General features: G+C 71.1%; 24 protein-coding genes, 1 tRNA gene and 2 pseudogenes. 13 read left to right on the top strand and 14 right to left on the bottom strand.

Features of this window, described 5'->3' with window-relative positions; all coding sequences use genetic code 11:
- The first annotated feature begins 356 nt into the window (after positions 1-356).
- A complete protein-coding gene (locus tag RUR_RS17980; protein WP_283136233.1) occupies positions 357-2,120 on the top strand; it encodes a hypothetical protein in 1,764 nt (587 codons plus the stop codon).
- Positions 2,121-2,417: 297 nt separating this feature from the next.
- Here the strand turns inward: RUR_RS17980 and RUR_RS17985 are convergent, their stop codons facing one another.
- Both RUR_RS17985 and RUR_RS17990 read right to left on the bottom strand, forming a co-directional pair.
- Complete coding sequence (locus RUR_RS17985) at positions 2,418-3,116, bottom strand: response regulator (RefSeq protein ID WP_283136234.1); 699 nt, start codon at positions 3,114-3,116, stop codon at positions 2,418-2,420.
- A complete protein-coding gene (locus RUR_RS17990) occupies positions 3,113-4,363 on the bottom strand; it encodes a sensor histidine kinase (RefSeq protein WP_283136235.1) in 1,251 nt (416 codons plus the stop codon). The genes RUR_RS17985 and RUR_RS17990 overlap by 4 nt, the downstream gene beginning before the upstream one ends.
- A 274-nt stretch (positions 4,364-4,637) precedes the next feature.
- Between RUR_RS17990 and RUR_RS17995 the strand changes: the two genes are divergently transcribed.
- Together RUR_RS17995 and RUR_RS18000 are read left to right on the top strand one after the other, a co-directional pair.
- Positions 4,638-5,039 carry a DUF6223 family protein gene (locus tag RUR_RS17995; protein ID WP_283136236.1) on the top strand — a complete coding sequence of 134 codons (402 nt, stop codon included), beginning with the start codon at positions 4,638-4,640 and terminating at the stop codon, positions 5,037-5,039.
- A gap of 94 nt (positions 5,040-5,133) precedes the next feature.
- Positions 5,134-5,550, top strand: coding sequence for a DUF6223 family protein (locus RUR_RS18000; RefSeq protein WP_283136237.1), 417 nt, complete (start codon positions 5,134-5,136; stop codon positions 5,548-5,550).
- Between the two features lie 272 nt (positions 5,551-5,822).
- Here RUR_RS18000 and RUR_RS18005 read toward each other — a convergent pair whose 3' ends face one another.
- Together RUR_RS18005 and RUR_RS18010 are read right to left on the bottom strand one after the other, a co-directional pair.
- Positions 5,823-5,954 carry a hypothetical protein gene (locus RUR_RS18005; RefSeq protein WP_283136238.1) on the bottom strand — a complete coding sequence of 44 codons (132 nt, stop codon included), beginning with the start codon at positions 5,952-5,954 and terminating at the stop codon, positions 5,823-5,825.
- 70 nt (positions 5,955-6,024) lie between these two features.
- The gene (locus tag RUR_RS18010; RefSeq protein ID WP_283136239.1) at positions 6,025-6,600 is read right to left on the bottom strand and encodes a TetR/AcrR family transcriptional regulator; all 576 of its coding nucleotides are present in this window, start codon (positions 6,598-6,600) and stop codon (positions 6,025-6,027) included.
- Positions 6,601-6,708: 108 nt separating this feature from the next.
- Between RUR_RS18010 and RUR_RS18015 the strand changes: the two genes are divergently transcribed.
- The 3 genes from RUR_RS18015 (at position 6,709) to RUR_RS18025 (ending at position 9,170) form a co-directional block, all read left to right on the top strand.
- Positions 6,709-7,626 (top strand): zinc-binding dehydrogenase, encoded by a 918-nt coding sequence (locus RUR_RS18015; RefSeq protein ID WP_283136240.1) that lies wholly within the window; start codon positions 6,709-6,711, stop codon positions 7,624-7,626.
- An 89-nt stretch (positions 7,627-7,715) separates the two neighbouring features.
- Complete coding sequence (locus RUR_RS18020) at positions 7,716-8,366, top strand: class I SAM-dependent methyltransferase (protein ID WP_283136241.1); 651 nt, start codon at positions 7,716-7,718, stop codon at positions 8,364-8,366.
- A 201-nt stretch (positions 8,367-8,567) separates the two neighbouring features.
- Positions 8,568-9,170: a TetR/AcrR family transcriptional regulator gene (locus tag RUR_RS18025; RefSeq protein WP_283136242.1), complete on the top strand. Its 603-nt coding sequence runs from the start codon at positions 8,568-8,570 to the stop codon at positions 9,168-9,170.
- A gap of 177 nt (positions 9,171-9,347) precedes the next feature.
- Here the strand turns inward: RUR_RS18025 and selD are convergent, their stop codons facing one another.
- The gene (gene selD / locus RUR_RS18030) at positions 9,348-10,328 is read right to left on the bottom strand and encodes a selenide, water dikinase SelD (RefSeq protein WP_283136243.1); all 981 of its coding nucleotides are present in this window, start codon (positions 10,326-10,328) and stop codon (positions 9,348-9,350) included.
- Positions 10,325-10,756 (bottom strand): rhodanese-like domain-containing protein, encoded by a 432-nt coding sequence (locus tag RUR_RS18035; RefSeq protein ID WP_283136244.1) that lies wholly within the window; start codon positions 10,754-10,756, stop codon positions 10,325-10,327. Before RUR_RS18035 ends, selD begins: the two co-directional genes overlap by 4 nt.
- Before the next feature lie 46 nt (positions 10,757-10,802).
- On the opposite strand from RUR_RS18035, the gene selA reads away from it, so the two are divergent.
- The 6 genes and pseudogenes from selA to RUR_RS18065 form a co-directional block, all read left to right on the top strand.
- A complete protein-coding gene (gene selA / locus RUR_RS18040) occupies positions 10,803-12,089 on the top strand; it encodes an L-seryl-tRNA(Sec) selenium transferase (protein ID WP_283136245.1) in 1,287 nt (428 codons plus the stop codon).
- On the top strand, positions 12,080-13,768 hold the full coding sequence (locus tag RUR_RS18045; RefSeq protein ID WP_283136246.1) for a SelB domain-containing protein: 1,689 nt from the start codon (positions 12,080-12,082) through the stop codon (positions 13,766-13,768). Before selA ends, RUR_RS18045 begins: the two co-directional genes overlap by 10 nt.
- Positions 13,769-13,826: 58 nt before the next feature.
- Positions 13,827-13,919 (top strand) — tRNA-Sec (locus RUR_RS18050).
- Between the two features lie 394 nt (positions 13,920-14,313).
- A complete protein-coding gene (locus tag RUR_RS18055) occupies positions 14,314-15,051 on the top strand; it encodes a hypothetical protein (RefSeq protein WP_283136247.1) in 738 nt (245 codons plus the stop codon).
- Positions 15,052-15,058: 7 nt separating this feature from the next.
- Entirely contained in the window at positions 15,059-15,439 is a 381-nt protein-coding gene (locus RUR_RS18060; RefSeq protein WP_283136248.1) for a hypothetical protein, read from the top strand.
- Between the two features lie 473 nt (positions 15,440-15,912).
- Positions 15,913-16,011 (top strand): annotated as a pseudogene (locus RUR_RS18065) (transposase); the annotation flags it as partial.
- A gap of 413 nt (positions 16,012-16,424) precedes the next feature.
- Here the strand turns inward: RUR_RS18065 and RUR_RS18070 are convergent.
- From RUR_RS18070 to RUR_RS36720, 4 genes are all read right to left on the bottom strand, one after another.
- Positions 16,425-17,897 (bottom strand): serine hydrolase domain-containing protein, encoded by a 1,473-nt coding sequence (locus RUR_RS18070; protein ID WP_283136249.1) that lies wholly within the window; start codon positions 17,895-17,897, stop codon positions 16,425-16,427.
- Between the two features lie 79 nt (positions 17,898-17,976).
- Positions 17,977-18,639 (bottom strand): response regulator, encoded by a 663-nt coding sequence (locus tag RUR_RS18075; protein WP_283136250.1) that lies wholly within the window; start codon positions 18,637-18,639, stop codon positions 17,977-17,979.
- Positions 18,640-18,703: 64 nt separating this feature from the next.
- Entirely contained in the window at positions 18,704-19,879 is a 1,176-nt protein-coding gene (locus tag RUR_RS18080; RefSeq protein ID WP_283136251.1) for a sensor histidine kinase, read from the bottom strand.
- 457 nt (positions 19,880-20,336) lie between these two features.
- Complete coding sequence (locus RUR_RS36720; protein WP_346349045.1) at positions 20,337-21,956, bottom strand: FAD-dependent oxidoreductase; 1,620 nt, start codon at positions 21,954-21,956, stop codon at positions 20,337-20,339.
- A 79-nt stretch (positions 21,957-22,035) separates the two neighbouring features.
- On the opposite strand from RUR_RS36720, the gene RUR_RS18095 reads away from it, so the two are divergent.
- Positions 22,036-22,623 carry a helix-turn-helix domain-containing protein gene (locus RUR_RS18095; RefSeq protein WP_283136252.1) on the top strand — a complete coding sequence of 196 codons (588 nt, stop codon included), beginning with the start codon at positions 22,036-22,038 and terminating at the stop codon, positions 22,621-22,623.
- A gap of 159 nt (positions 22,624-22,782) precedes the next feature.
- Here the strand turns inward: RUR_RS18095 and RUR_RS18100 are convergent.
- The 4 genes and pseudogenes from RUR_RS18100 to RUR_RS18115 form a co-directional block, all read right to left on the bottom strand.
- A pseudogene (locus RUR_RS18100) lies at positions 22,783-23,094 on the bottom strand (AraC family transcriptional regulator); the annotation flags it as partial.
- Positions 23,095-23,138: 44 nt separating this feature from the next.
- The gene (locus RUR_RS18105; protein WP_283136253.1) at positions 23,139-23,813 is read right to left on the bottom strand and encodes a response regulator transcription factor; all 675 of its coding nucleotides are present in this window, start codon (positions 23,811-23,813) and stop codon (positions 23,139-23,141) included.
- Positions 23,810-24,979, bottom strand: coding sequence for a sensor histidine kinase (locus tag RUR_RS18110; protein ID WP_283136254.1), 1,170 nt, complete (start codon positions 24,977-24,979; stop codon positions 23,810-23,812). Before RUR_RS18110 ends, RUR_RS18105 begins: the two co-directional genes overlap by 4 nt.
- A 26-nt stretch (positions 24,980-25,005) precedes the next feature.
- Entirely contained in the window at positions 25,006-25,194 is a 189-nt protein-coding gene (locus tag RUR_RS18115) for a hypothetical protein (RefSeq protein WP_283136255.1), read from the bottom strand.
- Positions 25,195-25,318: the final 124 nt, after the last annotated feature.

A 25,318-nucleotide genomic window follows, 5' to 3' on the forward strand; every position in this document is an offset into this window, starting at 1 on the left:
TCAACGCTACCCTCGCCGCCTGACGGCGGGATGTGACGGCGAGCAGTCTCGCGACTCCCGCACACCACCTACGGTCGCTGATCGGCGGCAGCACCATTACAGCCGCCGCGGCCGGCACTCGGGGACCATCACCCGCGCAACCGGCGCTGCCGCATGCCCGCATACGGGCGGCGGCCGGTGGCACGGGCCTGCCGGTCTCGTCCGCGCCTCACCGGGCGGGCTGGGCTCGGATCCCGGCTTCCTGTCCCGGCTTCGCCATGCCACCGAACGGCGGGGCGCTCCCGGCCGGAACGGACACCTTCAGCAAGGGGTATCTCATGCTGCACACCGCCTTACCGGCTACCTCCCGCCCACCCATGAGACGTCGCGGCCGCCTCGCCACGCTGGTTGCGGCGTTCCTTATCGCCGCGGCCGGCGCGCCGGTCACGCTCACGCCGGCACACGCCTCGTTCCCGGGCGTCAACGGCAAGATCTACTACCACAGCAATAACGACATCTACTCCGTCAACCCGGACGGCACCGGCGCCACCCAGCTCACCAGCACCGCCGACTTCGACGTCTGGCCCACCGTCTCACCCGACGGTTCGACGGTCGTCTTCATCCGCGCCAACGCCACCACATTCGCCATAGAGATCTACTCCATGCACGCCGACGGCAGCGGCCTGGTCCAGCTCACCACCGGAGCCGGTGTCGCCGTCGACCGGCCAAGATTCTCCGGCGACGGCAGCCAGATCGTCTTCGCCTCCACCAGCGGGCTGGTGGTCATGGACGCCGACGGCAGCAATCCCACCCCTTTGGGCACCCCCAGCACCGCCACCAACCCCGCCTGGTCGCCGGACGGCACCAAGATCGCCTACAACGCGAGCCTGAACATTCACACCATCAACCCGGACGGCACCGGCCACACCCAGCTGACCAGCTACAGCTCCCCCAACAACGGTTTCAACCCGAACTGGTCCCCCGACAACACCAAGATCGCTTACACCCTCAACAACTTCACCATCGGTTCCGACGTGTACGCGATGAACGCCGACGGCACCGGACAGACCAACCTATCCAACGACAACGTCCAGTCATTCGAACCCTTGTGGGCCCCAGACGGCACCAAAATCGCCTACACCCGCAACGGGGACCTGTGGATGATGAACCCCGATGGCACGGGCCAGGCCTCCGCTCACACCGCCGGCGGCTTCCAGACATACGCCGACTGGACGGTCCCGCATACCGACGCCGACCTGTCGGTGTCGGTGGCCGACTCGGCCGACCCGGTCAACCTTGGCGCCACCTTCACCGACACGGTCACGGTCACCAACAACGGCCCGGCCGGCGCCACCGGCGTCACCGCGACCGTCACCCTGTCCGGCGCGCCGGCCGGAATCCTGTCCGCCACCAGTTCGCAGGGCTCGTGCACCGTCACCACCTCGGCGTCGTGCAACCTGGGCACCCTGGCCGCTTCCTCCGCCGCCACCATCACCCTGACCCTGTCGCCGACCGCGACCGGCACGGTGACCGTCACCGCCACCGCCGCCGCCACCGAACACGACCCCAGCGCGGGCAACGCCGGCGACGCCGAGAACACCACCGTCGACAACGGGCTGGGCTGCACCATCATCGGCACCAACGGCAACGACGGCAACCTGGACGGCACCAACGGCAGCGATGTGATCTGCGGGCTGGCCGGCGACGACATCATCGAGGCCGGCAACCAGAGCGACACCGTCTACGGCGGCCCGGGCGGCGACACCATCCTCGGCGACAACGGCGACGACATCCTGTACGGCGGGGACGACAACGACACCCTGGCCGGCGGCAACGGCGCCGACTACATCTACGGCGAAGCCGGCAACGACGACAGCAAGGGCGAAACCCTGCTGGAGGCCCTGCTCGGCCTGTTCGACAACGGCAACGACCACATCTACGGCGGCCCCGGCAACGACGACCTCGACGGCCAGAACGGCAACGACGTCCTGCTCGACACCTCCGGCACCGACACCATGAGCGGCAACCTCGGCAACGACGACATCAACGTCCAAGACGGCGTCGGCGGCGACACCGCCAACGGCGGCCTCGGCAACGACACCTGTGTCGTCGACGGCGGCGACACCACCAGTAGCTGCTGACCTGGCAGCACCCGCAACCTATCCGCGCCGAGGGCCGGGCCCGCCGAGCATGTGAGCCCGCCCCTCGGCGCCTCGTCCAGGATCGTCCAGTGTTCGACCACTTCGTCGATGTCCATCGGGGCGCGCGTAATGACCGCACAGCATCAACGAACCAGGTCACAAAACAAGATCACCCTGGTTTGGGGCTCATGACGGCCTTCTTGCCGGCATCCCCGGTACGGCGTGCGCCGCCCAGGCCGTACCGGCCGACATGACCGCCTGCGGGCGGATGCCGCGCGAGCGCGGCGTGGCCGTGACCTACATCGCAGGACTGACCAGTCCTGTTCGGTAAGCGATGACGACCAGCTGCGCACGGTCGCGCGCACCCAGTTTCGCCATCGCGTGGCTGACATGGGTGCGCGCGGTGGCCGGACTGAGAAACAACTCGGTACCGATTTCGTGGTTGCTCAGGCCCTGTCCCACCAGGGCCAGCACCTCGCGCTCGCGCTCCGTCAGCACCGCGAGCCGGTCCTCCCCGGCCCGGGCGGCTTTGCGTTGCGCGGCGAACTGGCCGATGAGGCGCCGGGTGATCCGCGGAGCGAGCAGCGCCTCTCCGGCGGCGACAACCCGGATGGCATGCAGGAGCTCGGCCGGCCCGGCGTCTTTGAGCAGAAAGCCGCTGGCCCCGGCCTGCAAGGCGTCGAAGACGTACTCGTCGGTGTCGTAGGTGGTGAGAATGATGACCCGGACCCGCTCCAACCCGTGCGTCTCGGCGATCCGGGCGGTCGCCTGAATCCCGTCCAGCTTGGGCATGCGGATGTCCATGAGGACGACGTCGGGACGGGCGGCGCGTGCCCGCTCGACGGCTTCGGCGCCGTTGGTGGCCTCCCCCACCACGGTGATGTCGTCCTCGAGGTCGAGCAGGAGCTTGAACCCGGATCGCACGAGACCCTCGTCATCGGCGAGCAGCACCTTGATCGGAGCGTCGGTCGACGGTGAGGCGGCCGCCGCGTTCACAGGTGCGACCCGGCCGGCGCGAGGGGCAGCCGTGCCCTGACTTCGAACCCGCCGCCCGGAATCGGCCCGGCGTCGAGTTCTCCGCCCAGCAGGTGACAGCGCTCGCGCATGCCGACGATCCCGCGGCCGGGCTTGGCCGAGCCGCCCGTCCCGCTCGGATGCCGACCCGCCAGGCGCGCATCCGCGGAGTCATGACCTGGGGCGGCACGGCGGCCCTCATCGGTCACGCGGATCTCCAATGCCTCGATCCCGGAGTTCAGCACCACCGTCACCCGAGTCGGGCCGACGTGGCGGACCACGTTGGTGATCGATTCCTGAACGATGCGGTAGGCGGCACTTCCCACCGTGCTGGGCAGCGCCGCCGCGGGCGAGGTCTCCTCCAGCTTGATGTCGAGTCCCGCCTCGCGTGCCTTGGCGGCCAGTTCGTCGATCTGCTCCACCCCGGGGTACGGCACCCGCCCGTCGTCGTCACCGTCGTCACGGAGGACCCCGAGGATGGCCCGCATCTCCCGCAGCGCCCGGGAACTGGTCTGCTCGATGGCCCGCAGCGCCTCGCGTGTCATCTCCGGCCGCTTGTCGAGCACGTGCGCGGTGACACCGGACTGGACGTTGATGATCGCTATGGCGTGTGCGACGGTGTCGTGGACCTCGCGCGCGATCCGGAGCCGTTCGGCGTCGACACGCGCCCGCGCTTCCTCCTCACGGGTTCGTTCCGCCAGCTCGGCACGCTTCTGAGCTTCGGCGGCGATGACCTGCCGGGACCGGACGGACTCGCCGAGGGCCGCGCTCATGACCGACACGCCGATCCGGAAGAACACCCAGCCGATGGCGGCGCGTGGCTCGATGTCGGCCGCGGCGACCAGCCAGCCGACGGCGAGCACCGTGATACCCACGCCCGCTGTCACCAGCGACCGGCGCCCGTCTCCGTAGGCGGCGACGGTGTACAGGGCGACGAAGAGCCCGAGCCAGCCGGGCCCGTCCGGGAAGCCGAGGCCGTAGTACACCATGCTGGCGAGCGCGGCGGTGACGAACACCGGTACCGGCCACCGGCGGCGGACGACAACGACCACACCGCTCACGACCAGCAGGACATATCCCAGGTGTCCGAGGTCGGTGAGCGACCGCTGCACCACCTCGCCGGCATTGCGGACCATCGTGCCCTGAACCTGCATCACGGTGATGAAGAGCGCGAGCAACACGTCCTGTGCCGGCACCGGCAGGCGGGGCGACACCACGCGGTGTTCCATACCGCGATCCTACGGTCGCCGCCTGCGCGAACACTCCGCCCAGACGCGCGACCGCCTACGACGACGAGCGTAGCCGGGCACGAGGTGCCTACGCGCAACTGCGTAGACGCCGCCGTCCTCTGTCGGAGGCCCAGGCCGCTCGACGGCGCGATGATCGATTCCGTGAAACCCCTTCCAGGCGGTCGCGCTCGTCACCGGCACCTCGGCCGGCATAGGCCGAGGTGCCGCGCCGCACACGCTGCGGGCGCCCGTCATTCGACCGAGAGGATCCTCAATGTCCGTCCTGTTGGTGCTTGCCGCAGAGGCGGCTTCACCGGTCTGCACGTCGGCGGCCGAATGCGCGGGCCAGGGTCTCGACAACTACTTCGGGACCCCTGAGCGAATCTGGGCCAGTGTGGCCGCACTGGTGGCGCTGGGCGGCGTGGTCATCGGCTGGCTGGCGCTGCGCTCCGTCCGTCGTACCGGCAACGGCGGCAGGAGGGTGGCCATCGTGGCCCTGGTGGTGGCGCTGACCGGCGGGCTCAACGGCGCGGTGAAACTGGCCGTCGCCGACGGTGGTCTCGGCACCGGCAACGGAGTGTTCGGGGCGGCCTTGGCCCTGGTGCTCGGGCTCGTCGGCGTGGTCCTCGGCGGGCGGGCTCTGGCCCGCTCCCGCCGCACCGAGCCGAGCGGCTGACCGCCGCGAATCGTCACCGGTACCTCGGCCGGCATCGGCGATCCACCGCACCGCACACGCTGCCCAAACCCGTCATTCGACAGAGAGGATCCTTATGTCCGTCCGTCACCTGGCGGCCACCGCCGCAACCGCCCTGCTCGGAACGTTGGGGCTCGCCACCCCAGCGGCCGCGCACGTCTTGGCCCCGCCCGTCGATGCCTACACCTTGACCGCCGGGCGTCTCTGGTCCTTGGTGGCCGCGCTGCTGGGGCTTGCCGGCGTCGTCATCGGCGGGGTGGCTCTGGCCCGCGCCACCGGCCGTTTCGGCACCGGCACCGGGAGAAGGGGTGCCATCGTGGCCCTGGCGACGGGGCTGGTCTGCACGGTCATCGGCGGGCTGGTCGTGGCCGCCGCCGAAGGTGGTCCGAGCACCGGCTACGGAATAGTCGGGGGCTTCGTGGATCTGGGGATCGGGCTGATCGCCGTGGTCCTCGCCGGGCTGGCTCTGGCCCGCTCCCGCCGGACCGCCTGACCCGGCCCGGTACCCGTGTCGTTCTCCAACGGCAGTCTCGTCGAGGTAACCGATCCGCGCACGCGGCGGCGAGGGCGGCGGGCAAGACGTTCCGAGGTCGCCCTTCACCCGCGCACCGTGATGGTCCTCAGATGCGGGTCGGCGGCGATCTCGGCTTCGGTGAAGGCGACGCCGAAGCCGAACCGGTAGACGTCGGCGCTGCCGTTGTGGGCGGGCTCGACACTCGGCAGCCGCCGGCGTCTCCGGGACCGAGGCCGTCGCCCGCCTCGCCTTCAGGGCGTTCGCAGCACCGCGGACCAGACCGCCGCGACTGCGGTCTCCAGGTTCGGGAAAGCCGTTGGCTGCGCCTTGCCACTCTTGCGGGCCGCGCCCGACAGCGGCTTGGTGGACAGCGACAGCGACATCGTCTCCCGGGAGCGCCGAGATGATTTCCGCGGTGGCCGGGGGTCGACGGGATTCCGGTAGGCCTTTCGATCAGTCGCGGTCGAGCAGTGCCATGGCCATCTGCTGGACGGAGCGGGTGAAGCGCCGGGGGTCATCAGGTGAGGTCAGGTGACGGATGAGGTTTCCGTCGAAGACGGCGAGCAAGGCGTGGGCCAGGAAGCCGGCGTCGGGACCGGGCCGCCCTTCGGCGATCAGGCCGCTCAGATGGCCGTGCCAGAAGAGGTAGCTGGGGTCCCGGTACTTGTCCTCGGCGCAGGCCTGCCCGTGCGCCGACAGCAGGGTCGCGTTCCCTTCGGCGATCAGGGCGAGTCCGTCCAGGAAGGCGAGCAGACGCTCCCGGGCGGGCGCCCCGGGACCGAGCGGCGGTGGGCCGTGGACGACGGCTTCGCGCAGCTCCTGCGCCTTCTCCTCCAGGAGCGCCTGCAGCAGCCCGGCCCGGCTGCCGAAACGGCGGAACACGGTGCCTTTCCCCACTCCGGCGAGGGCGGCGACGCGATCCAGCGACACCTGGTCGCCCCCGTGTTCGGTGAGGAGCCGTTCGGCGGCGCGGAGCACGGCACGGCGGTTGCGGACCGCGTCGGCGCGCTCGGTGCGCTGTTCGGTCATGACGAGCCCCCTCCAGCCAAACGGACCATCGGTCCGGATATGTTATCGTGCACTATCCGGACTGCTGGTCCGGTTAATTGGATCCGCTGCGGAGGGAACCCTATGCCCATGCGTGCGCTCGTCGTCGACCCCGACGCCCCCGGATCTCTGCACCGCGGCACGGTCGACGAACCGCGGCCGGCACCCCACGAGCTCCTGCTCGATGTCCGGCACATCTCGCTCAACCGCGGCGAGGTGGCGTTCACCCACCTGTTTCCGGCCGGAACCGTACACGGCCACGACGCCTCCGGGGTGGTCGTCCGCGCCGCGGCGGACGGCACCGGACCGGCCGAGGGCACCAGGGTGGCGGCGTTCGGCGCCGGAGCCTGGGCCCAGCGCATGGCCGTGGACACCGCCGCGGTGGCCGAGGTCCCCGACCGGGTCGACCTCGCCGACGCCGCCGCGCTTCCCCTGGCCGGGGTCACCGCGCTCCGCGCGCTGCGCTCCCGGCCCATCCTGGGCCGGCGCGTCCTGATCACCGGAGCCGCCGGAGGGGTCGGCCGTTTCGCGGTCCGGCTGGCTGCACTGGGCGGTGCCCACGTCATCGCCTCGGTGGGGTCGGCGGCCCGTGCCGCGGGGCTGATCGAGGCGGGCGCGCATGAGGTGGTGGTCGGCCTGGAGGGTGTCGACCGGCCGGTCGACCTCGTCGTCGACAACGTCGGCGGACCTCAGCTGGCCGAGGCCTGGGGACTCCTCGCACCGGGCGGAGACGTGCAGGGTGTCGGCTCCGCATCCGGAGAGCCCGCGGTGTTCGCCCCCAACTCGCTGTTCTCCCCCGGCCGGACCAAGACGATCAGCAGTTTCGGCGACGGCGCCGGGTTCGGGTCGGACCTCGCCGTCCTCCTCGGGTTCGTCGCGGCCGGGAGGCTGTCCCCGCACGTCGGCTGGCGCGGGTCCTGGGACCGCGTCGCCGAGGCCGCGCAGGCGCTGCTGGACCGGCGGATCGCGGGCAAGGCCGTCCTGGACGTCGAGCCGGCGGCCGGCTGACCGCCCACGCCGCGGGTACGTGATGCGGCCACAGGCCGTGCGCCGCCCGCATGATCGTCGCGGTGTACGCCCCCGGCTAGGGTGCCGGGATGACTCTTCTCTCCCGTGTCCACCGTTTCAACGAGCGGCACCCGTGGAGTCACAACGACTTCTACGGCCGTTGGGTCGCCGATCAGGTGGCGGCGCGCGGGGCGCGCCACGTCCTGGACGTCGGCTGCGGCACCGGGAACCTGATCGACCGCCTCCGGCTCCGCGCCGTGTCCGTCACCGGGCTCGAACCGGACCCGGCCACGGCGCTCGTCGCGGCGTCCCGCTTCACCGGTGACGACAGGGTCGTGATCGAGCGGGCGGGCTTCACGGAACGGGACACGGGCCGCCGGTGGGACGCCGTGACCCTGGTGGCCGTGCTCCACCACCTTCCCTTGGCCGACACCTTGGCGGAGTTGCGTGGATGCCTCTCCCCGGGTGGCCGTCTGGTCGTCATCGGCTGCTATCGGGAGGCGGGTCCGGCCGACCTGCTGACCTCGGCGGCGGCCACCGCGGCCAATCCGATCATGGGTCTGCTCAAGCATCCGGCCCGTGCGCGCGCCCTCCCGGTCGAGATGACCGCGCCGACGGCCGCACCACGCGAGACGCTCGGCGAAATCCGCGCCCAAGCGGCGGAGACGCTCCCCGGGGCGAGAGTCCGGCGTCGCCTCTTCTGGCGGTACTCGCTGGTCTACGACGAGCCCGACGCCTGATCACCCTGGACTTCACGGCCGGATCGCGGATGGCGTCGGCGGGGGCCGTTGAGGCCGATGTCGGCGCCCTCGAACCGCAAAAGGCGGGACCCTTCCCGCCCGACGCCGAGTCCCGTACCCACGATCGGGCGACCCATATCTGCATTGAGTGCATCAATGCACTTAATGCATCAATGCCATTGATAGCACTAAAGTGTGCCCATGGGATTGCGGGAGCGTAAGAAACAGCGGACACGGCAGGACATGATCGAGGCTGCGATCGCGCTCTTCGAGGAGAGAGGCTTCGAAGAGGTCACCGTGGCTCAGATCGCCGAGGCGGCGGACGTCTCCACCCGCACGTTCTTCCTGCACTTCGCGGCTAAGGACGACGTGCTTTTCGAGAGCGCCGACGTACGCATCGACCTCGGGCTGCAGGCGATCGCGGAGCGCGATCCGGACGAGCGCTTCCCCGCGGTCCTGAGGCGGGCGATGGACGAGATGATCTCGAACGTCGGCGACGACCTGGTCAGCGGGGCGGCCGCGCTCCGGGTCCGGCTGGCCGCCACCTCACCGACGCTGCGGGCACGCCTGGCACAGCAGTACGCCACCATCCAGAGCGAGATGGCCGACGCCCTGCACAAGGCGTTCCCGGACGAACTCCACCCGGTCGGCGCCGCGACCCTCATGGGCGCCCTGGTCGGCGCCGTGAGCGCCGCGTCCGTCGCCGCGATCCATCGCGGCGACCCACCGGAGGACGTCCGCGAGGCCATGCGCCTGGGAGCCGACCTGGTCCTGCGCGGCGTGGAGGCGAGAGGGTTCAGATGACAGCCGGGGTTGCATGCCGCATACGGGAGACGAACCTCCGCCGGACACCGATGCCGACGAGCACGTGGTGAACATGATGTGGGAAGCGGCCGACTGGTCTTCGCATCCGGTCTGTCGTGGACCTCGTTGTTCGGGTCGATGGGCCCGCCGACCTCGGACACCGTCGTATCCCTCGCGTCACGCCTTGACGATCAGGGTCTTCTCCTTTCGGGGGACGAGCTCGCCGATGACCGGGGCGCCGGGGATCTCACCGGCGACGAGCAGTCCGCCCGAGGTCTGGGCGTCGGCGAGCAGGATCCGGATGTGCTCGTCGGCGCCGGTGAAGTCGGTATGCGGGGCGACCCAGTCGAGGTTGCGGCGCGAACCGCCGGGGACGTACCCGGCGGCCAGGGACGCGCGTGCGCCGTCGAGCACGGGGACGGCCGAGGCGTCGATCACGGCCGTCACGTCCGAGGCGCGGGCGAGCTTGAACAGATGGCCGAGAAGCCCGAACCCGGTGACGTCGGTGGCGCAGCGGACGCCCCGCTCCAGCGCTGCGCGGCTCGCTTCGGCGTTCAGCGCGGTCATGGTCGCGATCGCCTCGGGGAAGACCTCGCCGGTCGCCTTGTGCCGGTTGTTGAGCACACCGAGGCCGATCGGCTTGGTCAGCGACAGCGGTACGCCGGGGGTCCCGGCGTCGTTGCGGAGCAGCCGACCGGGATCGGCGATGCCGGTGACGGCCATGCCGTACTTCGGCTCGGGGTCGTCGACGGTATGGCCGCCGCCGAGGTGGCAGTCGGCCTGGGCCGCGATCTCGGCGCCGCCGCGCAGCACCTCTCGGGCCAGGTCGTAGGGGAGGACGTCGCGCGGCCAGCACAGCAGGTTGACCGCGACCAGCGGGGTGCCGCCCATCGCGTAGACGTCGGAGAGGGCGTTGGCCGCCGCTATCCGTCCCCAGTCGAAGGGGTCGTCGACGACGGGGGTGAAGAAGTCGGCGGTCGACACGACCGTGGTGCCACCCCGGGTGACCACCGCGGCGTCGTCTCCCGTCGCCAGCCCGACGACCAGCTCCGAGCGGGGTTCCGCGGCGACGCCGAGACCGCTGAGCACGTCCTCGAGTTCTCCCGGGGGGATCTTGCAGGCACATCCGCCGCCGTGCGCGTAGCCAGTCAGCCTCATCCCTTGATTCTAAGATCGGTGGCGTGGAGCCGCGGTGGGCTCAGAGTCCTCCGGGAGGTGAAGGACAGCCCCTCCGCCCGCCATCGCTGGAAACCGCCTATCACGTCCGTCGCCCTCACCAGGCCGATCTCCCTCAGAGACAGGGCGGCCAGCACAGACGAACACCCTTCGTCGCAGATGACGATCCATCGGAGGTCCCAGGCGCCGGCCTCGGGGACCCGGGCCGAACAGGACGGGTCGAGCCGCCATTCGAGATGGTTGCGTTCGACGATCATCGCGCCGGGAATCTCGCCGTCCGCCGCACGCTGGTAGGCGGGGCGGGTGTCCACGAGGAGGGCGCCTTGAGCGGTCTCGGCCCAGGCCTCGGTGGGCTCCAGCCGGTCCAGCAGCCGTTCCGCCCGCTCGAAGTGGTGATCGATACCGCCCACCGCACCTCCAAGATCATCCATTGGTTTCATCGCCTATTCTCAAGTTATGGAGGAATCACGCCGCATGATCCCGCGCACCGATGTGGTCCTGGCCGATCCGCGGTTCGCCGAGGCCGTCCGCAGGCTGGGACGCGGCCGGGTGAAGGCGGCCGTCGTCGAGGCGCAGCAACGGGCGCGGGACGGGCTGATCGCGCCGGACGACGTCTGGGACGAGGCTCGGCGGCTGCTGCCCGGTGGGCTGCGGCAGGTGCTGAACGCGACCGGCGTGATCCTGCACACCAACCTCGGCCGGGCCCGGCTGTCGGAGGCCGCGGTCGAGGCCGTCCGTGCGGCTTCGGGTACCACGAACGTCGAGCTCGACCTCGCCACCGGCAAGCGGGCGCGCCGAGGCCGGGACGCCATGGCCGTACTGGCCGCGGCCGTTCCTGCGGCCGAGGCCGTGCACGTGGTCAACAACAACGCGGCGGCGCTCGTGCTGGCCGCCACCGCGCTTGCCGCCGGACGGGAGATCGTGGTCAGCCGGGGAGAGCTGGTCGAGATCGGCGACGGGTTCCGGCTGCCCGACCTGCTGGTGTCGACCGGGGCGCGGCTGCGGGAGGTCGGCACCACCAATCGCACCCATCTCGCCGACTATGCCGCGGCGATCGGCCCCGAGACCGGGTTCGTGTTGAAGATCCATCCCTCGAACTACCTGATCGAGGGGTTCACCGGGCAGCCGTCCGTGGCGGAGCTCGCGGAGCTGTGCTCGTCCCATGGGGTGGCGCTGGTCGGCGACATCGGTTCCGGCCTGCTGCGTCCCGAGCCCGTCCTGCCCGAGGAACCGGATGCGAAGAGCTGGCTCGAAGCGGGCGCCGACCTGGTCACCGCCAGCGGCGACAAACTGCTCGGCGGACCGCAGTGCGGGCTGCTGCTCGGCCGGTCCGAGCTGGTGGAACGGCTGCGGCGTCATCCGTTGGCCCGCGCTCTGCGCGTCGACAAACTGACCCTCGCCGCGCTGGAGGCGACGCTCCGGCACGAGCGGACCCCGACCGGGGAAGCCCTCCACGCGGCCGAGGCCGACCTGCTCGAAAGGGCCGAGCACCTGGCCGCGAAGCTGCGCACCGAAGACGTCGACGCCACAGCCGTGGGCACCCGGGCCGTCGTCGGAGGTGGCGGGGCGCCCGGAGTGCGGCTGCCGAGCGCGGCGGTCAGCCTGCCCGCGCGATTCGGCGAGCCGCTGCAGCAGCGCGCGGTGCTCGGCAGGAACGAGCACGGCCGGTACCTGCTCGACCTGCGTGCCGTCCCCTCGGAAGACGACGGGCTGCTGTTCGAGGCGGTGCTCGCATGCAGGTGATCGCCACGGCGGGCCATGTGGACCATGGCAAGTCCACGCTGCTGCGGGCGCTGACCGGCATGGAACCCGACCGGTGGGTCGAGGAACGCCGGCGCGGCCTCACCATCGACCTCGGCTTCGTGTGGACCGACGAGCTCGCCTTCGTGGACGTGCCGGGGCACGAAAGGTTCGTCACCAACATGCTCGCCGGAGTGGGCGCGACCCCGGCCGTGCTGTTCGCCGTCGCCGCCGACGGGGGCTGGCGGCCGCAGTCGCAGGAGCATCTGGAGATCATCACGGCTCTGGGGGTGCGGCACGGACTGCTCGCCGTGACCCGGTCGGACCTCGCCGACCCCGCGCCCGTGCTCGCCGAGGCGGCGCAGCGGCTCAAGGACGCCGGGCTGGATGTGCCCGCGGTCGCCGTAAGCGCGACCAGCGGGCAGGGAATGGACGCGCTCAAGGCCGAGCTCGCGGCTCTGGCCCGTCGGCTGCCCGCGAGTGACCCGGAGGCCGATGTCAGGTTCTGGATCGACCGGGCGTTCACCGTCCGCGGCCGGGGCACGGTCATCACCGGCACCCTGCAGGCGGGCACGGTCCGCGTCGGTGACAGGCTGGCCACACCGGACGGGCAGACGGTCGACGTCCGGGGCGTACAGAGCCGCGGAGCCGACCAGAAGGCGGTCTCGGGCCCGGCCCGGGTCGCGCTGAACGTCAAGGCGCGTGTTCCGCTGCGGCGCGGTCATGCCCTGCTCACCCCCGGCCGCTGGCTCCCCACCGAGGTCGTGGACGTCCGGGTCGACGGCTCGCTCGTCCGCGAGATGACCTGGCATCTCGGATCGTGCGCCGTCCAGGCCCGGGTAAGGCCGCTCGGCGACACCGCGGTGCGGATCACGCTCGCCGAACCGCTGCCCCTGCGGATCGGCGACCGGGCCCTGCTGCGCGACCCCGGCAGCCGCCGAGCCACCGGAGTGACCGTCCTGGACGTCCGGCCGCCTGAGCTCGGCAGGAGGGGCGCCGCCGCACGCAGAGCCGAGGCGCTCACCGGATACGGCGACGTCCCCGACGGCGCGGCCGAGGTCGCCCGGCGCGGTGTCGTCCGCCGCGACGACCTCCTCGCGATGGGCGCCGCGCCGCCCTTCGCCCCGACGGCAGGCGACTGGCTGCTCGATCCCGCGCACGCGGCCGCCCTGAGCGCCCGCCTCACCGAGGCCGTCGGCCCCCAGGGCCTGCCGCTCGAAACCGCCCGGCGGCTGCTCGGTCTTCCGGACCGGTCACTGGTCGAGGTCGTCGCCGAGGGCGCGGGGCTCCGCCAGGCCAGGGGACGGCTCGTCCCGGCCTCCCGTCAACTCCCTCCGGACCTCGAGAAGGCCCTCGGCAGGCTGCACACCCGGATGGAGCAGGCGCCGTTCGACGCGCCGACGGCCGAGCAGCTGGCCGGGTTGGGCTTCACCCCGGCCTCGCTCGCGACCGCGGAGACGGCAGGGCGCGTCCTGCGCCTTCCCGGCGGGGTGGTGCTGCTGCCGGGAGCCGAGGCGCTCGCCGTGGAGACCCTCGCCTCCCTTCCTCAGCCGTTCACCACCTCGCAGGCCCGCGAGGCGCTCGGCACCAGCAGGCGGGTCGCCATCCCGCTGCTCGAACATCTCGACCGGCTCGGGTCGACGGTGAGGGCCGCGGACCACACCAGGAAGATCGTCGCGTAACCGGTGGCCACATACGGACGGGTGGCACGTATGGTTGGGGCGGGCCCTGCGGGGCCGGGGAGGCGTTAGGGGCCTGGTGACCCCCACGGTCTTCAAAACCGATGTGACCGAGCAGCTCGGTCAGGCGGGTTCGATTCCCGTCCGTCTCCGCTGAGCCAGCCGAACAAGATCCCTTGTTGGGGCGCCCATTGTGCGTTCTCGGCGAGGTGGATGCCGGCGGCGGTGTCGAGGGCGTGGTTGGGTTGGAGGGTGTCCCGGCCGGTGTTCAGGACGGCGTCGTAGTAGGTGTCCGTGGCCGGATCGTAGATCACGAATGCCCATTCGTTGTCGTCGCCGAGGTGTTCGATCCGAGCCAGGGGGATCAGCTCCTCCTTGCCGTCGTGTTCGATGCAGCCGGTCAGGTGGCCGAAGCCGCCGCGCCAGGGGATGGTGACCCGGAGGTGCCGTTCTCACCGTGCCACATAAGGCGGAAAGCCACTGGAAAGCCGGATGAAGCACCGCATGTACCAGCCTGGGCGTCATTACACACATGGGAGGTCTGGTACATGGCAGCACCCAACGAGATCACACGCACGACGGCCGATGGCTCGACCGTCACCGTGGCCCTGCCGGCGGGCGTCGGCGCGGTGACGTGGCACGGCAGCACGACGATCGTCGGCCACGGCATCGACCGGCGGTTCGTCCTGGGCCCTGCGGGAGAGCACCAGGTGCACGCCGCGGACATGCCCGGCGTGCGGACCGTCCGGTACCGCAGGAACGGCTTCGACATCGCGTTGTTCGAGTCCGGCGACCGGTCGCAGAGCTTTCTCACCTGGATCGGGCTGTACCACGAGGCGACGACCTGGTTCAGCGGGCCCGCGCCTCGGCTCACGGTGATCAACCGGCTCATCTCCTCGGTCGACTTCAGCGACTCCCCGTCCGGGGCCGTGCTGAAGGGCAAGCCCCACCTCGACCAGTACGGCACCGACCTGGTGGCCTGGGGCGACTCCGTCTTCATCTCGGCGAGGGACGCCACGAAGAACAAGGACCTGCTGCCCACGTGGCAGGGGTTCAAGCGGGGCAACGAGGAGGTCTGGAAGGAGAAGCTCGACCTGGAGCCCACCGAGGCCGCCGCGGTTGCGGGCACCGCCTACGAGTGGCGGTACATCTTCGCGAACCCGACCACCATTTTCGACATGGCGTTCCGCACCGACCCGGGCCGGATGACGGCCTTCAGCACGGAGTCATCCGACGCCTGGATCCAGGACGTGCTCGCCGAGGTGAACCTCTCGTGGACCGGGTGAGGTCGGCATGAGCCTGCCGATCGCCTTCAGCATTCTGTCGTTCCTGGTCGCCGTCCTCTCCCTCCTGGCGGTCGCCGCGGTCCATTCGCGGCTCAGGCTGCTGGAGCGCACGGCTCTGGCCCCGGGCAGCGACCTGTTCGCCGCCGAGGAGCGGCGGGTGCCGCCGGCGCTGCGTCCCGGAGCCGGCCAGGACGCCGCGCTGATCCTGCAACTGGACGGCATCTGCCCAACCTGCCACGTACTCGCGGAGACCGTGGCGTCGATGGAGATCCCCGGGGTCCGGGCGGTGGCCCTGTTCGCGAACGCCGACGGCGCCGCGGGCTTCGGCGGCGGGCTCGACTCGGCTGGGTCGCCGTCACCGGCGGTCCCGGTACCCCGCTCGCGTTGATCGCCTTCCTCTGGCCGGGCTTCTCGGCGGGGTACGCCAACTCGGGCTCCACTTGAAGCAACAACTCGGCGTTCCTGCTGAGCGCGCCGGTCTGGCGCGGTTTTAGCCCCCTTGCGTGGTTCGGTGTCGGCCTCCAGCTCGGTTCGGGTCTGGTGGTGCTGGTCGCCGGGGTGCTGGGAGGTGTGTTCCAGGGCCTGGTGCCCTCGGTGGTCGGACTCGGCCTGCTCGCGGTCGTCGCCGCGGCGGTGGTGCTGCGTGAGTTCGGCTGGGTGAGGCTGCCCGTGCCGGAGAACGCGCGGCTCGTCCCCGAGCATGTGACGCAGAAGGGACGGGTGTTCGGGCCCGTTCAGTTCGGCTTCGAAATGGGCACGGGTATGCGCACCTATTCGCCGTCGGCGCAGCCGCATCTGATGCTGCTCGCCATCCTGTTCGCGATTCCCTTCTTCGGGGCGCTCGCGGCGGGGTGCGGATGCGTGGTGGCGACCTCCTACCTGCTGGGCGTCTCGACCCGGCGGGTGGACAGGCCGGCCGAGCAGCTCGGGATCAAGCACGTCTCCAAGAGCCAGGTCAGCGCGGCACCCCTCGGCCAGGGCAGCGTCGGCCATGGCTCGGGTCGCCCGGCGGGAGCGGCCTTGCGCCACGGGTGGAAGCCGGAGCAGGAGACCGCCGGCGCTCCGCACAGCCGCTTCACGCGGAAGGCGCCCGCGTGGCCGGCGACGAACTCGAAGTGGCTCACCAGTTCGCAAGGTCGGTCCGGAGCTCGGTTCCGGTCTTGCGACCGGTCCGTTTCTCCGGGCCGCCTTCCGAACCCGGCGTACCCCTCTCCGGGTACCGGGCTCTCCACGACCGCTGCCGTCTATCGGGTCGACCACCGAGGTCATCGGCCCGCGCTGGCAGAACCACTGGGCCGGGAACGACGGACTCTAACCGGCAACGCCTCGTGAATCCTTGGTCCTTGGCGGCTCCGGCCGGGTTCCCGCCCAGGTCAGGTGTCCACCGTGGCCGGCGGTACCGGTGCGGAGGTCGCCTGACCGGCGCGGCGGAAGCACCAGAGGCGACGGCCGAGCGCGACCGCCCCGAGTACGCAGCAGGAGAGGCAGAAGAGCGCCAGCAGCGGCAGCAGCCAGACGGTGACGATCCAGTACTGGACGTTGAACGCCCCCCAGACCAGCGTCGGCAGCACCGCGCCCAGCACCGTCATCAGGGCAAGGGGCACAAGCCGCGGAACCAGCCACGGCCGGCGCGCCGCGCGGCGACGCGTGGCCCAGCGGCGCGCTCGGACGACCGCGGTGACCAGTAGTGCGGTCATCCCCACCGTGAGCCCGAGCAGGACCGCGTTCACGACGGTGTACGGGTTGCTCATCGGCGTCGCCGGTGCCCCGATCCGTTCGGCGAGAAGGTTGGTCGAGAGCAGGCCGGCATCGCCGACGCCGTTGGTGAGGACGAGGGCGGCCGCACCGGTCTTGGGCGAGAAGACCATGTCCCCGGTCCACGTCGCCAGTGTTCCGCCGTGGCCGATCAGCGACGGCGGGGTGTTCGCCGTGACGGGGCGGGACCGCCAGCCGAGGGCGTAGTCGTCGGCCTTGGGCTGGACTGTGTGCAACTCGGCCAGGGAGCCGGCACTCAGCAGTCCCGCCCCGAGGCTTCCCTGGTTGAACCTCAGCCACCGCACCATGTCGTCCAGGGTCGAGATCACCCCGCCGCTGCCGACGCAGATCCCCGGCATCTCCGGTGTCGCGACGGCGACCCCGAGAACGACCGTGTACCCGGACGGCAGGCCCTCGGCACGATCGGAACACCCCAGCGTCGAGCCGGTGCCGGTCATGCCCAGCGGCGTGAACAGTTCGGTGTGGAGGAAGGCGTCGAAGGACTTCCCCGACACCACCTCGACGATCCGCGCCGCGATCGCGTAGTTGGTGTTGTGGTACTCCGAGCGGGTGCCCGGATCGGCGGCCAGGGTCTTGTCGGCCAGTCCGGCCGTGATTTCCTGCGCGCCGCGCGGAGGCGGGAACGCGTACTCGTTGTTCGTGCTGTTCGACAGCCCCGAGGTGTGGCTGAGGATCTGGCGCACGGTGATCTTGGTGAAGCGGGGATCGGCCATCCTGAAGCCGGGCAGGACTTTGACGACCGGGTCGTCCAGGGAGATGCGGCCACGGTCGACCAGTAGCATGATCGCCGTCGCCGTCATCGACTTGCTCATCGAGCCGATCCGGAACGGTGTCCGAGCCGTCACCGCGTTGCCGTCCCCGTCCCGGCCGCGGACGATCGTCTCGACCGACGACCCGTCGATCACGGCCGCCGCGACACCCGGCGTGCCGTAGACGGAGCGGTAGTCGTCGACCAGCCGTTCGCCGGTGGCATGGGCCGGTGCCGTCCAGCCGAGCAGCACGGCGACGAGCACACCGCCGAGGACGATGAGGGAGGACGAGCGGGGAAAGCGGAGACGTAGGAAATGCACGACGTCGAACCTAGGCCGGGCGTCACCGGCCGACATCACCCGAAGGGGTGAGCCGGGGCCACCCGGCAGGGTGGAATCCTCAGTCGGGCAGTTCGCCGCGACCGACAAGCCCGTTCTCGTACGCGTGGATCACCGCGTGCACGCGGTCGCGCAGGTCCAGTTTCTGCAGGACGGCCCGGACGTGTGACTTCACCGTGTTCTCGCTCAGCACCAGTTCCGCGCAGATCTCGCTGTTGGACCTGCCGCGGGCGAGCAGGCCGAAGATCTCGACCTCGCGCGGGGTGAGGCCGTCCAGGGCTCCCGTCCTCCGCATCGGCACCTGCCGTACAAGATCGAGGATCGTCGCGGCCACCCCCGGCGCCAGCGCCGACGTCCCGGAGGCGACGTCACACACGGCCTGGGCCAGGGCGGCGGGCCGGACGTCCTTGGTCAGGTAGCCGCTCGCGCCGGCCCGGATCGCGGCCACGACCAGTTCGTCGTCATCGAAGGTCGTCAGCATGAGCACCCGGGTCGCCGGTGCGATCCTGACGATCTCCGCCGTGGCGGCGACCCCGTCCATGCGCGGCATGCGGATGTCCATCAGCACCACGTCCAGGCGGTGCCGCCGGACGACCTCGATCGCGTCGCCGCCGTTCGCGACGTCGTGGGTGACCTCGATGCGCTCGTCGGCCGACAGCACCGTACGGAGCGAGGCCCGCAACAGCTCCTGATCGTCGACGAGCATGACACGGATCCCGGTCATGGGACCTCCTTCGTCGGCCTCATGACCAAGGTGCTGTGCTTGCCGATTCCCTCACTTCGTTCGGTCATGAGACCTCCTTCGTGGGGAGCCGCGTCCGCAGCACCCACCCCTCGTCCCCGTCGTCGATCGACACGGTGCCGCCGGCGGTGCGCACACGTTCCTCGATCCCCATCAAGCCGGTCCCCGGGCTGCCGGCGTCGCGAAGCGCCCTACCGCCGTCGTCGCGAACCTCCACCACCAGCTCGGCCGGGGTCCAGCGCAGGCGAACGGCCACCTCGACCGGTGGTTCGAGGTGGCGCAGCGCGTTGGTGATGCCCTCCTGCACGGTACGGACCGCCGCGACCTCGGCACTCAGGCTCAGCGGCCGTCGCTCCCCCACCTCCGCGAACGTCACCGTGTGGAGCGGGCTCGCCGCCGAGGCCACAAGGTCGGGAAGGACGTCGAGCGAGATCGGGACCTGCCTGGGCCGGGGATTAGCGCGCGACGCCACGGTGGCCGGGCCCAAGGAGGCCAGCATCGCCCGCAGACCTTGGTGCGCGTCCCGGCCGGCCTCGGCGATGTCACCGAGTTCACGGCGGGTCGCCGGATCCGTCGTCGTCACCGCCGCGGCATCGATCCGCGCGACCATGACGGTGACCGTGTGGGCGATCACGTCGTGCAGGTCGCGGCGGATGCCGGCCCGTTCGTCCGCGACCGCCGCGGCCAGCCGTTCGCTCTCGGCTCGCCGGCCGGCCTCGTGCCTGCGGCGTACCAGCAGGGCCGCGAGCCACACACCGCCGAGCACGAGCATCAGCAGCCCGCCCTCGATCAGGCGGGTCCACTCGGCGTCGTCAGAGGGCAGCCGGGCCCACGCCACCAGCTCGTTGAGGACGACCCCGAGCGCGGCGACGGCCAACGCGGCCACCGAGGACCTGATCGAGACCCGGGTGGTCAGCCGCCACAACGCGAGGGGGAAGCACGCGGCCGAGGGCAACATGGTCAGTGACCAACCCGGGAAGGGCGTCACCACCAGGACGAGCATCGCCAGCGCGCCGATCACGTAACCCGCCCACGGCCGTCGAAGGGCCACCACCGCTCCCCCATGGAGCAGGACGGCGGCACCTGCCACGGCGAAGACCTGCCACAGGTTCGCGCCGAAAAGCCAGGCGCCCGCCAGGATGATCAGCGTCAGGAGGGCCAGGACCACGTGCGCCACCACCGCCGTCTCCGGCCATGTGCTCCGGCGCTGGGAGGCTGTCACGGTCGTCGCCTTCCGGTGGGCTCGTGGTGGGGAGCCGTGCCTGGCTCGACATGCCTCAGGATAGCCAGCAGCGGGCAAGGTCGATCCCGGCGGACCTGCTCGCCACCGGTGGCCTCACCGGCGGGTTCGTCGTCCAGGCTTAGGTCGGCTACTGCCTCGCGGCCCGCTTCGGGGCCACCACCCACACGAGAGGATGGCGAACGGACCGTGCCGATCGATCTGCGCCGTCTCCCCCATCCCCTCGTTCACCGGCCCGGCGGCCCGACCGCCTCCGCTCACGGCGCAGCCCGTATCGCACGCGGATCGGGCCGACGCCCGGGCCGGCGTCGCCCGTACAGTGCCTCGGTCCCCAAAGCCGACGTGACGCCGCCGGCCGGGTACGGCCTGCGACGGCTGACCGTCGGCCGAGGTCTTGCCGCTCGACGCGCTGAGCTTCGAACCACGGGACGACCGTGGCTTACGGGCGTTTGCGGGAGCGGAGGACGGCGTCGTGCAGGGTGGTCTCGTGGCCGTGGGGGCCGAGGACCGATCGGGTTCTGGCCTCGGCGACGGCGACGTCCCACCGGCCGGGGTCGAGGCCGGCCGCGACCTCCTCGGCGGTGAAGCACGTCTCGGGTGCCGGGCCGTGTGCTCCGCCGGCGTGGGGGTCCGACGGGTGGTGGCCGACGACGAGCAGCGTGCCGCCGGGGGCGACCGCCGCGGCCAGGCGGGCGAACAGCGCGGCGCGCGAGGTCGCCGGATGCACGTAGTGCGTGGAGACCAGGTCGAAACGGTTCTCGGGGGGAGTCCACTCGGCCAGATCGGCCTCGACCCAGTCGATCCGGCTCGCGACTTCGGGGCCGAGGGTTTCCGCGTGTTCCCGCGCGTGGCGCAGCGCGGTGCCGGAGATGTCCACCGCGGTCACCCGCCAGCCGCGCGAGGCGAGCCAGACGGCGTCGGCCCCCCTGCCGCAGCCGGCGTCCAACGCCGTACCCGGTGTCAGGTCTGCGGCTTCGGCGACCAGCTGGGTGTTGGGTCCTCCGCCGTGGCCCGCGAGGTGACCGCGGTGCCGTTCTTCCCAGTACTCCTTACCGAACTCCTCCGGCCCGGCGGATCCCTCCCCGTGGTTCGCCGGGTTCCGACGCGCGGCGACCGCAGCACGGGTGTCCTCGGTGACCAGATCGCCGTTGATCTGGGCCGCCGCGTCCGCACCGGCCGCCGCGGCCGCGCCGACCTGGGCCATCGGATTGGTGACGTTGCCCGCGACCCACAGCCCGGGTACCTCGGTACGGCCGCCGGGCTCGGCGGGAAGGTGCGCACCCACCCCGGAGGGGTGGTCGACCGGCCTCAGTCCGAGCCCCGCCAGGAAACCGGCGCGCGCGGTCATCGTCGGCTGGACCGCCAGGGCCGCGCATCCGACGAGCGTGCCGTCGCTCAGCCGCACCCCGGCGAGACGATCGTCGACGATCTCGACGGACGCCACCTCGCCGTCCACCACGCGGACGCCGCGGGCGGCCAGCTGCTCGGCCTCCTCCCCGGCGAGCGGCGGCATCGTGTGGGAGAAGAGGGTGACGTCGTCGGTCAGCTGCCGGAACAGCAGTGCCTGGTGTACGGCCATAGGCCCGCCGGCCAGCACTCCGACGGCCTGGTCGCGCACCTCCCAGCCGTGACAGTACGGACAGTGCAGCACGTCCCGGCCCCATCGATCCCGCAGTCCCGGGATGTCGGGCAGCTCGTCGACCAGCCCGGTGGTCACCAGCAGGCGGCGCGCGCGGACCGTACGGCCGTCGGTGAGCGCCACCGCGAACCCGGCGGCTTCCCCGTCGTCCTCGCGGGTCACGGCGCCGACCTCGCCCGGGACCACCTGGCCGCCGTAGGCGCGTACCTCTTCGCGGCCTCGCTTGAGCAGCCCGGCGGGCGGGATGCCGTCGCGGGCCAGCAGGCCGTGCACCCCAGCCGCGGGGGCGTTGCGCGGGGCGCCCGCGTCGATCACCACCACCGAGCGCCGGGACCGGGCCAGCATCAGGGCACCGCTCAACCCCGCCGCGCCGCCGCCGACCACCACCACGTCATAGCCGTCTTTCAGCTGTTCGGTCACCGTGACCACCTCCACGGCAACCTTGCACAGGAATCGGGCTTATGCGCAAACTCTCTTGCCGATCTGGCAAACTAGTGGCATGGACGACGACATCGACCAAGCGCTTGACGCAGTAGGCCCCCGGCTCCGCGCCCTGCGCCGGCAACGGGAGGTCACGCTGGCCGACCTGTCGGCGGCGACCGGTATCTCGGTGAGCACCCTGTCCCGCCTGGAATCCGGCGGGCGCCGGCCGACCCTGGAACAACTGCTCCCGCTGGCCCGGGCCCACGGTGTCACGCTGGACGAACTCGTCGACGCGCCACCCACCGGAGACCCGCGCATCCACCTGCGCCCCGTCGTCCGGCACGGCATGACCATGCTGCCGCTGACCCGGCGGGCGGGCGGCATCCAGGCGTACAAGCTCGTCCTCCCGGCCGACAGCCACGGGAGGGAACCCACACCGCAGACCCACGAAGGCTACGAATGGCTCTATGTCCTCAACGGGCGGCTCCGGCTCGTCCTCGGGGAACACGACCTGGTGCTCTCCCCCGGCGAGGCTGCCGAGTTCGACACCCGCGTCCCGCACTGGTTCGGTGCCGCCGACCCCGAGCCGGTCGAGTTCCTCAGCCTCTTCGGCAAACAGGGCGAACGCGCCCACCTCCGTGCCCGGCCCACGGCGAAACCGTAGCCGGGCAACCCGATGCGGCAGACTTTGCGCGCCGGCGCGCTCCGGATGCCTCGCGTGCGTTTCGCGACCGATCGGACTTACCGGGCGGCACTCGCAGGCGCGTCGGTACTCGGCGGGTGTCACGCCGACAAGGTGGGTGAAGTGGCGGCGCAGGTTGGCGGCCGTGCCCAGGCCGCTGTGCTCGCCGACCTTCTCGATCGACAGGGAGGTCGTCTCCAGCAGGGTCTGCGTGCGGGCGATTCGCTGGTTGAACAACCGTTTCAGGGGTGTGGTGCCGGTGACGGACTGGAGGTGCCGATGGGAGGTCCGGACGCTCAGGCCGGCGCGCCGGGACAGATCGTCGACGGTAAGGGGGCGATCGAGGTGCTCGACGGCCCATTGGAGTACGGATCCGAGGCTCCCGTCGTCGGTGACCGGGACGGACAGATCGATGAACCGGGCCCGCCCACCGGCGCGGTGAGCTTGCCGCATGAGTCCGTGCTTGCGCGCGATCGGCTCCGGTCCTGCGGACCGTTTCACGCTTCGGCCAGGCCTTGGCGGTACGCGTAGCGGATCGCATCGCCACGGCCTTGGGCACCGATCTTCGCGAAAGCGTTGTTGATATGCGTTTTCACCGTCGACTCGCCGATGAACAACGACGTGGCGATCTGCATGTTGCTCATGCCCTGGGCGATCAACTTCACCACCTCCACCTCGCGAGGGGTGAGTCTGTCCGGGTTGCTCCAGCGATCCACCGGGCCGAGGCGCGACGAGTCCGGGTGTCGCAGGGCCGCCACCAGCCGCCGGGAGACGACGGCGCCGAACGTGGATTGACCGGAAGCCGTCGCGCGCAGAGCCGCCGCGATCTCAGCCCGGCCGGCGTCCTTGGTCAGGTATCCGCGTGCGCCCGCATGCAAGGCCGAGACGATCGAGTCGTCGTCGGCGTAGGTGGTCAGCACCAAAACCGCTACCTGCGGGTACTCCCGGGTGATGCGCTCCGTGGCCTTCACCCCGTCCATCACCGGCATCCGCAGGTCCATCAGCACGATGTCGGCGGGGGTCTCCGCCAGCAGGCGAAGGACGTCTTCCCCGTCGCCCGCCGCGCCGACCACCTCGATCCCGTCCATCAGCCCGAGCAGCGCCACCAGCCCTTCCCGGATGATCTGCTGGTCATCGGCGACGACGACCCGGATGTCGTCGGTGTCACTCATGCCGGCACCTCAGCGACCAGATCCCAGCGTCCCTCCCTCTCCCGGGCGACCAGCCGTCCTCCCGTCAGGATGAGACGCTCACGCATACCCGTCAGGCCGTACCCTGCGGGCGGAGGCGTACGGAACCCGTCGGCGGAGGCGGGAACAAGCCTGTTGCGCACCTCCAGGAGAACGGTTTCGGCGCGGTACTCCAGCCGAACCTCGATCGCGGTACCGGGAGCGTGCTTGGCCGCGTTGGTCAGTGCTTCCCTGGCGGTGCGCAGCAGGCAGACGGTGGCCGCCGGAGACAGCGGGCGAGGCGTCCCCGCAACCGCAAAACGGACCGGCGTCGGATGGTCGGCGCCGTGATCCGCGGCCAGCTGGGCCAGCGCCTCGGCCAGCGGCGGAACGTCGTCGCGGAGCGCTGCCACCGCCTGCCGTGCCTCGGACAGGCCTTCGGCGGCCAACCGCCGAGCCCGCCGTACCCGTTCCAGCCCTCCGGTCAGGTCACGCCTCTCGCTCAGCAGCGCGTCGGCCAGCTCCAGCTGCACCCCCAGCGCACCCAGCGAGTGCGCGAGCACATCGTGGAGCTCGCGGGCGATCCTGGTCCGTTCATCCAACGCGGCGGCTCGCGCCTGTTCCGCCTGAGCCCTCCGCGTCTGTTCCAGGAGCCGCCCGGCGTGCTCGGCCTGGACACGGTACTGCCGCCTGCAGAGCCCCAGCACGACGACGACCGGCATCACCGCCGCATTGCCGAACGCGTCTCCCGCCGGCCGGCCCGCGAACACGCACGACAACGCGACGACCGTCACCGTCGCACCGGTCACCGTGACGATCAGAAGTGGGCTGGGGCGTATGTGCATCGAGAAGGCCACCAGCCCGACGCAGGCCATGATCATCGCGGTCCCGTCGGTGGTCGGCCCGACCGCCGTCGCCGCGATCGACGACGACGCGCCGAGGACGACCAGGGCGGGTACGGGTGCTCGCCGCTCCAGGAGGACGAAGGCCGACCAGGCGGCGAGGCTCAGGCCCAGCTGTCCCCAGGTCAGGCCGGTGAGCGCGCCCGGACGGGCCGTCAACGGGGCGGCCACCATCATGATCGTGCCGACCAGGCGTTCAACGCGCCACCCCGGTGACAGGTAGACCGGCCAGGACGGTCGTTTCGCCGGAATCCGCGTGCCGATCATAAGGTGGCTCCCGAGCGGAATGATGACTAGTCGCGCAGGTTGGCGATGAGTTCAACCGCCAGCAGCCGGTAGGCGATGAACCCCGCCAAGACCACCAGCCCCACGACAGCCAACGCAACTATCGACTTTCCGCTCATTCTTCCTCGTTTCCCGCCGAGAACCCAGCTCACAATCGCCTTGATCACGTTCAGCCGGTTGACCTCTCGTCTGTTCATGGAGGGAAACGTACGGATCCTCCGGCTATGTGGGCACCTCCCCACGATGGAGACCAGGGTGGAGCCGGGGTGGAGTTCTCAGGCGACCCGGATGGGTTGGGTCCAGGCGCGCCGAAGGGCTGGA

Source organism: Rhizohabitans arisaemae, assembly GCF_025996515.1.
In the GTDB taxonomy this organism is placed as follows: Bacteria; Actinomycetota; Actinomycetes; order Streptosporangiales; family Streptosporangiaceae; genus Rhizohabitans; species Rhizohabitans arisaemae.